The organism is Cupriavidus campinensis, assembly GCF_905397395.1.
In the GTDB taxonomy this organism is placed as follows: Bacteria; Pseudomonadota; Gammaproteobacteria; order Burkholderiales; family Burkholderiaceae; genus Cupriavidus; species Cupriavidus campinensis.
In genome coordinates, this window is sequence record NZ_CAJPVH010000004.1 from 83,877 (window position 1) to 98,223 (window position 14,347).

Here is a 14,347-nt window from a genome sequence, read left to right on the forward strand (position 1 = left end):
GGGCAAGGGGGTGGGGGTCAGCCGGGGTGGCGGAGCGTGATGACGGCGTCGGCGGCGCACAGGCCATCGGCGCCGACGATGAATGGGTTGATCTCGAGGGTATCGAGCCGGTCGCCGAGGGCGGCAGCGGCGCGCGAGACCTTGACGAGCACGTCGGCCACCGCGTCCAGATCAAGGGCCGGGCGGCCGCGATGCCCGGTGCAGAGGGCCTCCGCACGGCTCTGCGCGAGCATGGCGCGGGCGCGTGCCCGACTCAGCGGGGCGAGGCCGAACGCCATCTGCCGGAAAATCTCGACGGCGGTGCCGCCGATGCCGGCCAGCGCGACGAGGCCGAACACCGGGTCGCGCCGCACACCGACCATGATCTCGCCCCAGCCGCGCACCATGCGCGCGACGATGGCGCCTTCGAAGTGCGCGGGCTGGCCATCGGCATCACGCGTCTGCCGCACGGCGGCTTGCACGCGGGCGAAGGCGTTGCGCACGGCCGCCGCGTCCTTGAGATGCAGCACCACGCCGCCAATATCGCTCTTGTGCAAGATGGTGCGCGAGCACAGTTTCACGGCCACGGGGTAACCGAGCGATTCGGCGATGCGCACGGCCTCATCGGCGTCGTGCGCCACGCCGAGCGCCGCCACGGGCACGCCGGCTTCAGCCAGCCACGCCATCGCTTCGGCTTCCGACAGCGCGGTGGCGTGCCCGGGAAAATCCGGCGGGGCGATGGCAGCGGGCGGGGCGTGCGCCTCGGCCGGGGCGCTGGCCAATGCCTCCATGGCCGCCGCTTTCGCGAGCGCGGCCACGGCTTCCATCGTGTGGGCCGGTTCGCGGAACACCAGACATCCGCGTGATTCGAGCCAGGCGCGCTTCTCGTCGTCCATCACGCCCGATACCAGCAGCGGGGCGGATTCCGGCTCCGTGGCCAGTGTCGCCACGGTCTGCTGCAATTCGGTCCACAGGCGCGGGGCGTTGGCGCCGCCGGCCAGGAACGCGGCTACGCTGCCGTACTCGCCACAGCGGGCCACGCCGGCCAGCGCATCGAGAAAGACCTTCGGCTGCGCCACGACCTGCCCGGTCACGTCGATGGGATTGTTGGTGCTGGCGAAGGGGATGGCGGTGCGCAAGGCGTGGGCGGCTGCGTCGGGCATGGGCGGCAGCGGCAGTCCCAGCGACTCGGCACTGTCGGCCATCATGATGCCGACGCCGCCGGAGACCGTGACGATGGCTACCGGTGCCACCGCATCGGCCGGCAAGCCGCCGCGCGCATGCCAGCGCGCGGGCCGGCGCCCTCGCGCCAGCGTGTAGCCCAGGCGGAAGAAGGCTTCGAGCGTCGGGGCGCGATGCACGCCGTACTCGTCGAACACAGCCTGATAGACCGCATCTTCGCCCGCCAGGCTGGCGGTGTGGGATTGCGCGGCGCTGGCGCCGGCCGCCGTGGTGCCGACCTTGGTCATCACCACTGGCTTGCCGGCGTCACGCGCGGCAGCCAGCGCGCGGCGCAGTCGTGCGCCGTCCCGGGCGCCTTCCATATAGGTCAGGATCACGCGGGTATCGGGGTCGTGCGCCAGCCACTCGATCACATCGGCCACCTGCACGCCGGCTTCGTTGCCGGTGGTGACCCAGTGGCTCAGCCCGAGCCCGGCCTCGCGCGCCAGGGCAAACGCGTACGCCCCAAACGCACCGCTCTGGCTGACCAGACCGACTTCGCCCACGGGCGGCACGCCAGTCAGCGGGATGGGCGAGAACGTGGCGAACATGCGCGCGCGCAGGTTCATCGCCCCGAGGCAGTTGGGGCCAAGGAGTTGCACGCCGTGCGCCTGCGCATTCGCGGCCAGCGTTTGCTGCAGGGCCGCGCCGCCGGCGACTTCCGCAAAGCCGGAGGTGAAGACCACGGCGGCGCGGGTGCCGGCGCGGCCAAGCTGGGTCATCACGTCCGGCGCGCTGGCTGCGGGCACGGCCACGATGGCCAGGTCCACCGGCTCGCCGATGGCGTCGATGGTGGGATAGGCGCGCAGCCCCTGCACCGTGTCCGCGCCGGGATTCACCGGGTAGACGCGGCCGGCATAGCCGAGTTCGCCGAGCAGGCGGATGGGCATGCCGCCCACCTTCTCGGGCTGTGTGGAGGCGCCGATGACCGCTATCGAGCGTGGACGCAGCAAGGGTTCCAGATCCAGCATGTTGTCTCCGTTTGGCGCGGCGTGGGGCACCGCTGTTGCAGAAATATAGACCGATCGCCGGCGTTCCGATACCGGCCGCCCGGGGTGTCTGCCGCGTGGTCAGAAGCGGTGCCGCAGGCCCACGCTGATCGAGCGCGCGTCATCGCCGCTGCCAGGATCAATCGCGATGCTGTTGTTGGAGACGCTGCCGCCCGGGCTGTTGTGCACATAGACCGCGCGCAGGTAGGCGGTGGTGCGCTTGCTCAGGTCATGGTCCCAGCCAATGGTCATCGACCATGGCCGTTCGTCGCCGCCCAACACCTGCCGCTTGAGCGCGGCGGCCTTGAAGGTGTCACGCGCAGTGACGTTCCAGCTGAACGTGACACCGTAATGGCGCGCCACGCGCGTATTGGGCAGCCGGCTGTTTGCCGTGCTGAACAGCAGGCCCACCTCCACCGGCTTGAAGCGGTACGAGCCGCCGACGAAGTGGTTGGACGTCAGCGCCGTCTCCACCTGCGGCGTGGCCGCGCCGGTGTACATGCCCTGGTAGCTGTAGAACGCGTAGGCGTTGCCGGCTTCGTAGGCGACGTTCATGCCGAAGTTGGTGCCAGAGCGTGGGGCCCCGGGCACTTCTCCCGGTGCCACGGCGGCGCCGAACGAGAAGCCGCCCCAATTCGGCGAGAAGTACTGCAGGGCATTGTCGAAGCGCGCGCCGTAAGCCACCTGGCCCGTGCCCTGTGACGCCGTGACGCTAAGCAGGTTGAACGGCGACACCATGCCGTTGAGCAGGAACGGGTCCAGCCGCAGCAGCGCGTAGAACGACGGCGTGTATTGGCGGCCCAACCGGACCTCGCCCCACGACTCGTTCGACAGCCCCATCCACGACTGGCGGCCGAACAGGCGGCCATTGCCGAAGAACTCGGCGCCGGTGTCGATATTGAAGCCCGATTCGACCAGGAAGTTGGCCTTGGTGCCGCCACCCAGATCCTCGATGCCGCGCAGCCCCCAGCGCGACGCGGCCTGCTGGCCCTCACGCATGCGCACCACGCTCTCCGATCCCCTGGCGTACTCGATCGACGCATCGACCACGCCGAACAACTGCACCGTCACGGCCGATGCGCTCCCGCATCCCACGGCGAGGCCCATGCTGATGGCACGTTGCAGGTTTCGCCAGCGGCTCGACTTCTCTCTCATTGCTGTCTCCCGTTCTTTGTTTTGGATGTTGTGTTGATACGTCTGGTTACTGCGGCGTCACGCCGGCGGTCTTCACCACCTCGCCCCACGCGCCGAGGTCGGCGCGCACCAGATCGCCGAGTTCGCCGGCCGTGGAGGGCTTGCCCGGCTTCAGGTACATCGCGGCAAAGCGCTGCTGTTCCTCGGGCGACTGGAGGATGCGGTTTACCTCGGCGTTGAGGCGATTGACGATCGGCGCCGGCAGGTTCTTCGGCCCGAACAGCGCAAGCCAGCTGGCCTGGTTGAAGGGGATACCCTGCTCGCCCATGGTGGGCACGTCCTGCGCGGTCAGCATCCGCTCCGGGCCGGACGCGGCCACGCCACGGATGCGGCCCGATTTCAGGTGCGGCACGACGGAGAGCGCATCGGTGAAGGCAATCGTCACGTGGCCGGCCGCCAGGTCGTTGGTGCACTGCACGGCGCTCTTGTAGGGCACGTGCCGCAGGCGCATGCCGGTCTTGGCCTTCAGGTACTCCATGGTGAGATGGCCGCCCGAGCCCACGCCCCAGGAGCAGTACGCCAGCTCCGTGGGACTGGCCTTGACGTAGGCGATCAGTTCCTTGAGGTTGTGCACGGGCACGGTGGAGGTGACGACGAGCAGATTGCCGCCGGGGGCGCTGGGCCGGGCGATGGGCGTGAAGTCCTTCAGCGGGTCGTAGGGCAGGTTGGCCGTGATCCACGGGTTCACGGTCAGCGTGGCCGAGTAGGTGAACAGCAGCGTGTAGCCATCGGGCTCCGCGCGGGACACCATCTCGCTGGCGATGATGCCGTTGGCGCCCGGGCGGTTGTCCACCACCACGGGCTTCTTCAGCGCGATCGACAATCGCTCCGCCACGAGGCGCGCGGTCTGGTCGGTCACGCTGCCTGCGGCGGACGGCAGGATCATGCGAATGGGCCGATTGGGGTAGGGCGCCGTTTCGGCATGGCCCAACGCGGGGCCCAGGCCGGACAACGTGGCGAGCGTTGCGGCAAGGGTCGGTAACACCCCGCGGATGCCAGTGTGCTGGCTTTCCATCATGCTGTCTCCGTAGCGGCGCATTGGCCGCGCAAGCCGGTACGTTGCCGGCGTGTCGTGGATGGGCGCACCTTGCGTCGGTGCGGCGCGCCCGGGTGAATGCCGCTCAGGCGGATGCCTGGGCGGCGGATTCGAGTGCATCCAGCCGGGCGAGATGCCAGTCGGCATCGCCGAACAGGTTCGCATGCGCGGCCAGCCGCTTGTAGCAATGGCCGACCTCCATCTCGTCGGTCATGCCCACGGCGCCATGCAGTTGCACGGCGTCTTCACCGAGCGCACGCCCGGCTGTGGAAACGAACGCCTTCGCGCAGGACACCGCGCGCATGCGCGTGACGTCATCGGCCTGCAACGCGGCCGCGGCGGCCTCCGTGATGGCGCGGGCCTGCTCGATGCTGACGAACAGATCGACCAGCCGGTGCCGGATCACCTGATTGGCGCTGAGCGGGCGGCCGAACTGCTGGCGCGTCATCACGTACTCCCGCGTCAGGGCGAAAGCCCGCGTCATGGCGCCAACCGCTTCGGCGCAGGCCATGACCGTGGCGCGGTCGATGGCGGCCTGCACCATCGGCCAGGCCGTGCCGGGCGGGCCGATACGGGTGTCGTCCGGCACAGTTACGCGCCGCAGCGTGACCGTGGCGGTCTGGCGGCCGTCGTAGGTGGGTAACGCCTGTACGCTGACGCCGCGCGCACCGGCGGGCACGGCGAACAGGGTCAGCCCATGGCGATCGCGGCGGGCGCCTGCGGTGCGGGCCAGCACCAGCAGCACATCGGCACATCCGCCGCCGAGCACAAGTGTCTTGCTGCCATCGAGCACCCATTGCGCGGTGCCACGCTGTTCCGCCTGCGTGGCGACGTCGAAGGCATCGTGGCGGCCTTGCGCCTCGAAGGCGGCCAAGGCGGCGAAGCTTTCCCCGGCGGCGATGGCCTCGGCCATGGCGAGATACGCCGTGTTGCCAGCGTTCGCCAGCAACGGCGCACACAGGGCCACGTTGGCCAGCCACGGCTCCGCCGGCATGGCTTGCCCCAGCGCCTCGGCCAGCAGGGCCTGATCCATGTCGTCACCGAGTCCGCCGCAGGCTTCCGGCAGGCCGAGCGCCAGCCAGCCCATCTCGGCGAACGTGCGCCAATGCCTGCGCGAGAACCCATCGGACTCTGCCAGCGCGGTCCGGCGCTGTGCGAAGTCATAGCCGCGCGCCACAAAGCGCTCCACGCTGGCCTGCAGCATGCGGCGCTCTTCGATGCGCGCGTCGTCGCGGTCTTCCATGCTTGAGTGTCCTGTCATGTGGTGTGGGTTGCCGGCCGGTTGAATCCGCAGCCGGTTGCCGTCCTTCAGAGTCCGAGTACCTGCTTGGCGAGCAGTTCGTGCTGGATTTCGCTCGACCCGCCGGCGATGGTGTAGCCGCGTGTCACGAAGCGGCGCGCCGAGGCGGCGGGTGTGTACGGCGAGCGATCCGGCTGCGTGGCGGGTGGCTCGAAGTGCGCGGCGCGGTCGTAGGCCAGCGTGTCCGGGCCCAGCGCATCCACCGCAAGGTTCTCGATGTCCTGGATCAACCGGCTGCCGATCAGCTTGAGCATGCCGGTCTCCGGCCCGAGCGCGCCGCCGGCCCGTTCGAGCCGCCGGAAGCGCAGCACCGTGGCCGCCAGTGTTTCCAGCCGCACCTCAAATTCCCGCAGGCGCCGCGCGAACCAGGGGCGGCGCAGCAGCGGTTCGCCGGCTTCCTCTACCTCGGCGCCAATCGCCCGTACCTTGGCCAGCCGCCGGCGGTTCTCGGCCACACGCGCCAGATTCAGCCGCTCGTGTTCCAGCAGTGACTTGGCGATGGACCAGCCCGCGTTCTCCTCGCCGACGCGCATGTCCACCGGCACTTCCACGTCATCGAGAAAGACCTGGTTGAACAGATGCCAGCCGTGAATGCCGATCAGCGGCCGTACGCTGACGCCGGGGCTGCGCATGTCGATCAGCAGGAAGCTGATGCCTTGCTGCGCGCGTGCCTCGGTATCGGTGCGCACCAGGCAGAACATCCAGTCCGCGTACTGCGCGTAGGACGTCCAGATCTTGCTGCCGTTGACCACGTAGACCTCGGTGCCGTCCGGGCGCGTCCGGCGCACCGCGCGGGTGCCCAGCGACGCCAGGTCCGACCCGGCATTCGGCTCGGAGTAGCCCTGGCACCACCAGTGTTCGAGATTGAGGATGCGCGGCAGGAAGTACTGCTGCTGGGCGGGCGTGCCGTAGCGGATCAGGATCGGGCCGATCATCTCGATCGATATGCCGCCGGTCTCGGGGGCGTGGGCCAGCACCAGCTCTTCCTGCAGCACGGCGCGCTGCGCGGCACTCCAGTCGGCCCCTTGCCAGGCGGCTGGCCAGTGCGGCGCGAGCCAGCCACGCGCGGCCAGCCGGCGCTGCCAGTCGATCATTTCGTCCTTGCTGACTTCGAGCCCGAGGCGCACTTTCTCGCGCACGGTTGGGGGCAGGGCCTCCGCCAAGAAGGCGCGGACCTCGCTACGCAGCGCTTCGAACTCAGCCATGACGGATCTCCTTGTCGGCGCAGGCATCGAACCAGTCGGCCGGCGGCAGGCGCGTGCTGGCGGCGCGCAGGCTGCCCTTGATGGTGGCCACCGCGTCGGCGGGGAAGCCCGCAATCGTCGCGGCCAGCGCCTGCGCACGGGCCACGACGTCCGCGTCGGCAATGACCTCCGTCGCGATGCCAAGCCGCAGGAGTTCGCTGGCCGGCACGCGCTCGCCCAGCAGGCACAGCCGCGCCGCCACGGCCTCGCCGTGCCGCAGGGCCAGCCAGGCGATATTGCGTGGCGCATTCATGCCGATGCGCACTTCCGCGATCTGCAGGAACGCCTGCGCCCCGCAGACCAGCAGGTCGCCGGCCAGCGCCAGCGCGGCGCCGCCGTTCACCGCGTGACGTTCGAGCGCGACGATCCACGCCTTGCGGCTGCGCATCAGGCCGCCATGCACGCGATCCCAGCGCGCCGCGAAGCCGCTCATGCCATCGGGATGCGCCTGCAGCGCTTTCAGATCGAGGCCGGAGCAGAACGCGCCGTTGGCGCCGCGCAGCACCACTGCGCGCAAGGCGGGCTCGCGTTCGAGCGATTCGATGGCCTCGCCGAGCGTTTCGGCGGTGGCCATGTCGATGGCATTGCGGGTTTCCGGCCGGTTCAGGGTGATCTCGGCCCAGCCGTCATGCCGGTCGAGCAGGATGGGGGTATCGCGTGTCATGCGCCGGCCTCCGTCATGTCGAGGGATTCGACGGCGATGGCGCGTGCCTGCGCCATCGTGCGAATCGTTGCGTTGTCATAGCCAAGTTCGCGCAGCACCGCGGCGGTGTGCTCGCCCAGCCTGGGCACGGAGGGCATGGCGGTGGGCGGCAGGCCGGCCATCGTGAAAGGCAGGCCCGGGAGGGCAAGCTCGCCACCCAGGCCGTCGCCGACGCGCATCAGGAGGCCGCTTGCCAGCACGTCGGCGCTGCGTTCCACCTGCCGGTAGTCGCGCACCACGCCCACCACCACCTGATGGCGCTCCAGCAGCGCGCGCGCCTGCTCCCCGGTGTATCCACGCAGGGCGGCGTGCAGCACGTCCAGCAGGGCCGGGCGGTGTTGCACGCGCAGCGGGTTGCTCGCGAAGCGCGGGTCCTGTGCCAGCGCGGGTTGGCCGATGGCCTCGCACAGCCGCACCCAGTGCTCGTCGAGGTAGGCCGACAGCACGATATGGCCATCGGCCACGGCGATGACATCCGCCGCCGGCGCGGCTTTCGGCTGGCTGTTGCCGCTGCGCACCGGCAGGGCGCCCGAGCACTGGTATTCGGACCAGAGTTGCGCCTGGAGCTGGATACCCACGGTCAGCAGCGAGGTCTCGATGGTCTCGCCCCGGCCGGTGCGCAGGCGCCGGAACAGCGCGGCGAGGATGGCGTTGGCGGTGGCCAGCGCCGTGGCCGCGTCGATCAGGGCGAAGCCGGCCTTCAAGGGCTGGCCGCCCGCTTCGCCGGTCACGGACATCATGCCGCTTTCGGCTTGCGCGGCGATGTCGAGCCCCGGCCGCAGGCGCGACGGGCCGCGCGTGCCAAAGCCGGTGACGGACGCGTGGATCAGCGCCGGTTTGGCGGCGCGCAGCGAGGCGGCGTCGAGGCCCATCGACTCCATCGTTCCCGGCCGGGCGTTGTGGAGCACCACGTCGCACGACAGGGCGAGCCGGCGGGCGGCCTCGGCGCCAGACGGCTGGCGCAGGTCCAGCGCCATGCCGCGCTTGCCACGGTTGTAGGCCAGGAACATCGGGCTTTGCGTGCTGGTGCCGTCGAAGCGCCGTGCGCTGTCGCCGCGCAGCGGCTCCACCTTGATCACGTCGGCGCCCAGGTCGGCCAGCATCATCGCGGCGCCGGGCGCGGCAATGAACTGGCCGAACTCGGCCACGCGGATGCCTGCCAGCGGCAGGTCTTCTGGAGTTGCCATCGATCTCTCGTTTCGTGACGATGCGTGGCATCGATGGAAGGGGATGATGGGGCACGCCTGGCACAGCCGGCAGCCTCCGCAAAAAGGGGTGCGATAACCCACGGTTAGCACCCCGGGTTATCACTGATGCCGGCAAATCCCGCTATGCTCGCAGGCAGGGCGTTACCACGCGGTCTTTGGGGGGAGGCGAGTCATGCGTCTGAGCCAGTTGCAGGATTTCATTGCCGTGGCGGAAAGCGGCAGCATTCGCGCCGGGGCCAAGGCGCGCGATGTATCGGCGCCGGCCATCACCAAGAGCATCCGCCAGCTCGAGGAAGAGCTGCACGTGCCACTTCTGACCCGCACCACGCGCGGCGTGGTGCTGTCGCGCTTCGGCGAGGCGTTCCTGCGCCGGGCGCGCCTGATCGCCACCGAGGCGCGCAAGGCCACGGAAGAGATGACCCAGATGCTGGGCACGCGCAACGGCGTGGTGCGCATCGGCGCCACGGGTGGGCCGGCTAACCTGCTGCTGCCGGCGGTGCTGAAGCGCTTCCGCACCCAGCATCCGGACGTGCAGGTCTGTATCGACAGCGGCGTCTATCCCGAACATCTGGCCGACCTGCGCGCGGGCGTGATGGACATGGCGGTGAGCCCGATTCCCGATGAGGGCATCGAACGCGAGTTTGTCTGCGAGCCGCTGTACAACAACGATTCGGTGGTGGTGGCGCATCAGGAGCATCCGCTGCGCCATGCGCGTACGCTGCGTGAACTGGTCGGCTCCGACTGGGTGCTGACCGGCCGGCGCATGCAGGGCCCGGGCGCGGCGATCCTCGACGCCTTCCGCGCGCAGGACCTGCCGCTGCCCCGCGTGGCGGTGCGCTGCGACACCATCGGCATGATCCAGACCCTGTTGCAGGACCGTTCGCTGCTGTGCCTGCTGCCGCGCCAGCTGGTGCCGGGGCGCCTGGCCACGGCCGGTCTGGTGGCGCTGCCGATCGAAGACCCGCTGCCGAGCCACGCGGTGAGCCTGATCTACCGTGCCGATTCGCCGATGACGCCGGTGGCGGAGCAGTTCGCCACGCTGCTGCGCCGTGAGGTGCATTACCTCAGCAAGATGCCGGACAGCCCGCTGCGGCGCCAGGTGCCGAACCCGGCACCTGCGGCCCGCGCAACCCCGATCCCGATCGCCCCGATCGCCCCGATGGTGGCTGGCTAGCGCAGCAGGCGCGCGCCGGGAATTCCCTGCGCCGCGCAGGTGATAACCGGCGGTTCACAGCGAAAATTTCGTACCCCCCGCCAGGGCGCGCCGGTGCTGGCGCCGCAGGCCGCGCGCCGTGCCGCCCGGGGACTTTCCCCACTGACGATAGTGCGCGGTCTGCGCGTGAAATGTCCCTTCGCCAAACTGGAAGGGATGCCATGAACGAGATCGAGGATCGTCCGGCCGCACTGATCACCGGCAAGGGGATCGACCGCATTGCCGAGGGTGTCTGGTTGCTGCACGGACAGGGCCAGACCTTCGTCGCCGACGTCGGCAACGGCCTGCTGGTGGTGGACAGCGGCCCCGGCGGGTCCGTAACGGCCGGCATGATCGAGGTGCTGCGCACGCAGACCCCGCTGCCGGTGATCGCACTCTGCTACAGCCACGGCCATCTCGGCTACAACGCGGGCGTGCAGCAGTGGATCGACCACGCCACGCAGCGCGGCGAGCCGGCGCCGCGTGTGCTGGCCCATGTGAACGTGCTGGCGCGCCAGAGCCGCTACCGCGAAACGCAGCGCCTGCAGGAGCGCATGGCCGAGATCCAGTTCCGGCATCGCGCCGGGGCGCTGGCCGGCAAGCTGCGGCAGACCACGCCGACCGAGACTTTCCGCGACGGCATGACCGTGGGGCACGGCGAGCGGCGCGCGGAAATTCTCTGGGCGCCCTCGGAGACCGACGATGCCGTGGCGGTCTGGCTGCCCGGCCGGCGGCTGCTCTATGGCGGCCCGGCCATCATCGATTCCATTCCCAATATCGGCACCCCGTTCCGCACCCTGCGCGACACCGTGCGCTGGGCCGAGACGCTGGAGCGGCTGGCCGGCCTGCGCCCGCAGACCGTGGTGCGCGAGTTCGGTGCCACGCTGGAAGGGGAGGACACCTGCCAGCACGTGCTGCTGCACACCGCGCGGGCCCTGCGCTGGATGCGCGAGGAGGTGGTCCGCCTGATGAATGCCGGCTGCAACGAGCGCGAGATGCTGGCGGCGCTGCGGCCGCCGCCGGACCTGTTCGAGCAGCCATGGATGCGGCCGACCTACGGCGACCCAAGCTACATCGCCCGTGACATCTACCGCTCCGAAAACGGCTGGTGGGACCGCAACGCCACCACGCTGCATCCGGCGGCGCCGCAGCAGGTGGCCAGCGAGATGGCGGCGGCCATCGACAACCACGGCGCGGTATTGCGGCACGCCCAGGCCCTGGCCGCGCGGGGCGACCTCCAGCTGGCGCTGCATGTGATCGACCTGCTGGCCCTGGTGCCCGGCGATGCACCACACGTGACCGAGGCGCGCCAGCTCAAGGCCGAATGGCTGCGCGCACGGGCCAAACAGGTACAGAGCTATGTGTCGCGCAGCCTGTACGTGGCGGCCGCCATGGTGCTGGAGGCGGGTTCGGCGGGTGTGGAAGACAACTTCGGCATTCACTGAGGCATGGCGATGACACGACGCTTCCCCCTTCCCGATGATGACGAGACCGACGTCGGACGCCGCACGCTGCTGAAGTCGATGGCGATGGCGATGCTAGGGCTGGCTGCTGCCGTAAAGCCGGCCGGCGCCGCCAGCCCATGGCCGTCCCGCCCGGTGCGGCTTGTGGTGCCGGGGTCCGCCGGCAGCGGCCCCGACCTGTTCGCCCGGCCCATCGCGGACCAGCTGGGCAAGGTCTTCGGGCAGTCCTTTGTGATCGACAACAAGCCCGGCGCCACCGGCATCATCGGCAATGACATCGTGGCCAAGGCCGCGCCGGACGGCCACACGCTGCTGTTCACCTACGCCGCCACGGTGGTCATCAACCAGACCCTCCAGCCGAAGATGCCGTACGATGGGCTGCGCGACCTGATTCCCGTGGTGCAGGTGGGGGCGGGCGGCAACTTCCTGGCGGTGGTGCCGGACTTTCCGGCGCGCGACCTGAAGTCCTTTGTGGAGCATGTACGCACGCGGCCGGACGCCTATGACTATGCGTCGTGGGGCATCGGGTCTGGCGGCCACCTGACCATGGAGGCCCTGAAGATGCAGACAGGCATCCGCATCCGGCACGTGCCGTACAAGACGGTGCCGCAGATCCTGAACGACATGCAGGGTGGCATCGTACGGGTGGCTTTTGTCGATACCTCCTCGTCGGTGCCGCTGATCCGCGCCGGCAAGCTGCGCGCGCTGGCCATCAGCGGCACCCGGCGCGCGCCGGCCACGCCCGAGGTGCTGACCATGACCGAACAGGGCTATCCGTTCGAGACCAACAGCTGGTACGGCATGTTCGCGCCGGCGGGCACCAGCGCCGCCATCGTGCAGCGGCTAAACGCCGAGGTGAACCGGATACTGACCAGCGCGGCTATGCGCGAGCGCTTCCTGCTGCTGAACATGGCAATGCCGCAGGTCAAGACCCCCGAGCAGTTCGCGCAGACTGTGCGCGACGACGTCTCGGCCTGGGGCAACGTCATCCGTACCAATCACATTTCCGTGGACTGAACAGGGGGGGGCGGGGCGCGGCGGCGGGGTTATCGGGCGGGTCGCGCAGGTCGTGCATGGCGGTGTGCGAATCGGACAAAGCGTTGCCTGTTCCAAACGCGCGCGCCGTGGAAATCGACAAGTATTGGTCTTCGGTACCCAAGGATCCTGTTCAACAAGGAGCGAACATGGACGAAGACCCCCGCAAACTCAGCCGCAATGCCGTTGCGATCCGGCTGGGCGCCATTGGCGCCGCCGTCGTCTGCATGGCGTGTGGCTTCGCCTATGTTGGCGGCTGGTTCACGCCTGGGCGGCTGACCCAGGGCAAGGTGATCGACGGCTTCGAGGCCGTCAACGGCAAGCACGTGGGCTTTCGGCGCAACCACGCCAAGGGACTGTGCGCGACCGGGTGGTTCGACAGCAACGGCGCGGGCGTGCCGTTCAGCAAGGCCGATGTGCTGGCGCCCGGGCGTGTGCCTGTCACTGCACGCTTTGCCTTCGCAGGCGGCATGCCGTTCATCCCGGACGCCCCGAATCTGGTGCGCAGCCTGGCAATGCAGTTGAAGCCGCCCGGCGGAGAAGAATGGCGGACCGCGATGATCGACATCCCGGTGTTTCCGTTCGACAACGTGCAGGCCTTCTACGCGCAGATGATCGCGTCGGTACCCGATCAGAAGACGGGCAAGCCCGACCCCGAGAAGATGAAGGCGTTTGCCGCCGCGCATCCGGCGTTCGTGTCGGCCGTCGGCATCGTGGGCAAGCGGGCGGTGTCTTCGGGTTTCGCAAACAGCACCTACAACGGGCTCGACACGTTCGTCTTTGTCAACCAGGCGGGCGCCTCCGTGCCGGTGCGCTGGTCCGCCGTGCCGGTTCAGCCGTTCGCGCCGGTGGGCCCGCAGGCGGCTGGCGATCCAAACTACCTGTTCAATGCCCTGATTGCCGACGCCGCACGTCAGCCATTGCAGTGGAAGATGGTGGTGACGATTGGCCACGCCGGCGATCCGGTCAGCCCGAATCTTCCCTGGCCCGACGACCGCACACACGTGGAGGTGGGTACCGTGACGCTCGACAAGCTGACGGCGGAAGACGCCGGAACCTGTACCGACATCAATTTCGATCCCACCGTGCTGCCGGCCGGCATGACGACGTCCGCGGATGGCATCCCGAGCGCCCGGTCGGCTGCCTATGCGCGGTCTTTCACCCTGCGGGAGCGAGAGCGCGCGGCCAAGCCGCCCGGTGCCGTCACCGAAGCCGAAGTGCAGGCAGGAGGTCGATCATGAGAACGACTGGCCGAGGCTTCTCGCTGCCTTCCCGACTGCTTCACTGGGCGATGGCCGTCCTCATCCTGGCCATGCTGTGTATCGGCGTCGGCATGGTGGCGACGGTCTCTCCGCGATATCTCGCGCTGCTGTCGCTGCACAAGACAATTGGTGTCGCCATCCTGTTGCTGGTGCTGGTCCGGATCATCAATCGCTTCATCCACCGTCCGCCGCCGTTGCCGCGGTCGATGCCTCGCGCACAACACCTTGCGGCGATTGCGTCGCACGTGCTGCTGTACGGCTTGATGCTGGCCATGCCGCTGATCGGTTGGGGCATGCTCTCGGCAGGGGGGTATCCGGTGGTGCTGGCCGGTGCGGTGCAGCTCCCGCCCATCTTGCCGCATCACGCCCAACTCTATGCGTGCTTGCGGCAGGCCCATGCGGTTGGGGCGTACCTGCTGCTGGGCGTCGTGCTGCTGCACATCGCGGCTGCGCTGTACCACGGCATGATCCGGCGCGATGGCGTGCTGGAATCGATGACGACGGGTACCCCACGCTAGGGG

General features: G+C 69.3%; 12 protein-coding genes. 5 read left to right on the forward strand and 7 right to left on the reverse strand.

Annotated features, from left to right (window positions below; all coding sequences use genetic code 11):
- Positions 1-17: 17 nt before the first annotated feature.
- The 7 genes from KHO18_RS04085 to KHO18_RS04115 all read right to left on the reverse strand — a co-directional run bounded on the left by KHO18_RS04085 (position 18) and on the right by KHO18_RS04115 (position 8,853).
- Positions 18-2,171, reverse strand: a complete 2,154-nt coding sequence (locus KHO18_RS04085; protein WP_211942805.1) for an acetate--CoA ligase family protein — start codon at positions 2,169-2,171, stop codon at positions 18-20.
- Between the two features lie 99 nt (positions 2,172-2,270).
- Positions 2,271-3,344 carry a porin gene (locus KHO18_RS04090; protein ID WP_377731544.1) on the reverse strand — a complete coding sequence of 358 codons (1,074 nt, stop codon included), beginning with the start codon at positions 3,342-3,344 and terminating at the stop codon, positions 2,271-2,273.
- A gap of 46 nt (positions 3,345-3,390) precedes the next feature.
- Positions 3,391-4,398: a Bug family tripartite tricarboxylate transporter substrate binding protein gene (locus tag KHO18_RS04095; protein ID WP_211942835.1), complete on the reverse strand. Its 1,008-nt coding sequence runs from the start codon at positions 4,396-4,398 to the stop codon at positions 3,391-3,393.
- Between the two features lie 106 nt (positions 4,399-4,504).
- On the reverse strand, positions 4,505-5,662 hold the full coding sequence (locus tag KHO18_RS04100; RefSeq protein ID WP_244844516.1) for an acyl-CoA dehydrogenase family protein: 1,158 nt from the start codon (positions 5,660-5,662) through the stop codon (positions 4,505-4,507).
- 65 nt (positions 5,663-5,727) lie between these two features.
- The gene (locus KHO18_RS04105; protein ID WP_244844518.1) at positions 5,728-6,924 is read right to left on the reverse strand and encodes an acyl-CoA dehydrogenase family protein; all 1,197 of its coding nucleotides are present in this window, start codon (positions 6,922-6,924) and stop codon (positions 5,728-5,730) included.
- Complete coding sequence (locus tag KHO18_RS04110; RefSeq protein ID WP_211942807.1) at positions 6,917-7,627, reverse strand: enoyl-CoA hydratase/isomerase family protein; 711 nt, start codon at positions 7,625-7,627, stop codon at positions 6,917-6,919. The genes KHO18_RS04105 and KHO18_RS04110 overlap by 8 nt, the downstream gene beginning before the upstream one ends.
- Positions 7,624-8,853 carry a CaiB/BaiF CoA transferase family protein gene (locus tag KHO18_RS04115; protein ID WP_211942808.1) on the reverse strand — a complete coding sequence of 410 codons (1,230 nt, stop codon included), beginning with the start codon at positions 8,851-8,853 and terminating at the stop codon, positions 7,624-7,626. Before KHO18_RS04115 ends, KHO18_RS04110 begins: the two co-directional genes overlap by 4 nt.
- Positions 8,854-9,046: 193 nt before the next feature.
- On the opposite strand from KHO18_RS04115, the gene KHO18_RS04120 reads away from it, so the two are divergent.
- The 5 genes from KHO18_RS04120 (at position 9,047) to KHO18_RS04140 (ending at position 14,344) form a co-directional block, all read left to right on the forward strand.
- A complete protein-coding gene (locus tag KHO18_RS04120; protein WP_244844520.1) occupies positions 9,047-10,048 on the forward strand; it encodes a LysR family transcriptional regulator in 1,002 nt (333 codons plus the stop codon).
- Positions 10,049-10,248: 200 nt separating this feature from the next.
- On the forward strand, positions 10,249-11,511 hold the full coding sequence (locus tag KHO18_RS04125) for an alkyl sulfatase dimerization domain-containing protein (RefSeq protein WP_211942809.1): 1,263 nt from the start codon (positions 10,249-10,251) through the stop codon (positions 11,509-11,511).
- 9 nt (positions 11,512-11,520) lie between these two features.
- Complete coding sequence (locus KHO18_RS04130; RefSeq protein ID WP_211942810.1) at positions 11,521-12,546, forward strand: Bug family tripartite tricarboxylate transporter substrate binding protein; 1,026 nt, start codon at positions 11,521-11,523, stop codon at positions 12,544-12,546.
- A gap of 107 nt (positions 12,547-12,653) precedes the next feature.
- Positions 12,654-13,805 (forward strand): catalase family peroxidase, encoded by a 1,152-nt coding sequence (locus KHO18_RS04135; protein WP_244844522.1) that lies wholly within the window; start codon positions 12,654-12,656, stop codon positions 13,803-13,805.
- Positions 13,802-14,344, forward strand: coding sequence for a cytochrome b (locus KHO18_RS04140; RefSeq protein WP_144197029.1), 543 nt, complete (start codon positions 13,802-13,804; stop codon positions 14,342-14,344). Before KHO18_RS04135 ends, KHO18_RS04140 begins: the two co-directional genes overlap by 4 nt.
- The last annotated feature ends 3 nt before the right edge of the window (positions 14,345-14,347 follow it).

Bases quoted from the DNA above. Each gene is read 5' to 3' on its own strand.
- KHO18_RS04085 (WP_211942805.1), bottom strand. From the start codon at position 2,171: ATGCTGGATCTGGAACCCTTGCTGCGTCCACGCTCGATAGCGGTCATC.
- KHO18_RS04090 (WP_377731544.1), bottom strand. From the start codon at position 3,344: ATGAGAGAGAAGTCGAGCCGCTGGCGAAACCTGCAACGTGCCATCAGC.
- KHO18_RS04095 (WP_211942835.1), bottom strand. From the start codon at position 4,398: ATGGAAAGCCAGCACACTGGCATCCGCGGGGTGTTACCGACCCTTGCC.
- KHO18_RS04100 (WP_244844516.1), bottom strand. From the start codon at position 5,662: ATGGAAGACCGCGACGACGCGCGCATCGAAGAGCGCCGCATGCTGCAG.
- KHO18_RS04105 (WP_244844518.1), bottom strand. From the start codon at position 6,924: ATGGCTGAGTTCGAAGCGCTGCGTAGCGAGGTCCGCGCCTTCTTGGCG.
- KHO18_RS04110 (WP_211942807.1), bottom strand. From the start codon at position 7,627: ATGACACGCGATACCCCCATCCTGCTCGACCGGCATGACGGCTGGGCC.
- KHO18_RS04115 (WP_211942808.1), bottom strand. From the start codon at position 8,853: ATGGCAACTCCAGAAGACCTGCCGCTGGCAGGCATCCGCGTGGCCGAG.
- KHO18_RS04120 (WP_244844520.1), top strand. From the start codon at position 9,047: ATGCGTCTGAGCCAGTTGCAGGATTTCATTGCCGTGGCGGAAAGCGGC.
- KHO18_RS04125 (WP_211942809.1), top strand. From the start codon at position 10,249: ATGAACGAGATCGAGGATCGTCCGGCCGCACTGATCACCGGCAAGGGG.
- KHO18_RS04130 (WP_211942810.1), top strand. From the start codon at position 11,521: ATGACACGACGCTTCCCCCTTCCCGATGATGACGAGACCGACGTCGGA.
- KHO18_RS04140 (WP_144197029.1), top strand. From the start codon at position 13,802: ATGAGAACGACTGGCCGAGGCTTCTCGCTGCCTTCCCGACTGCTTCAC.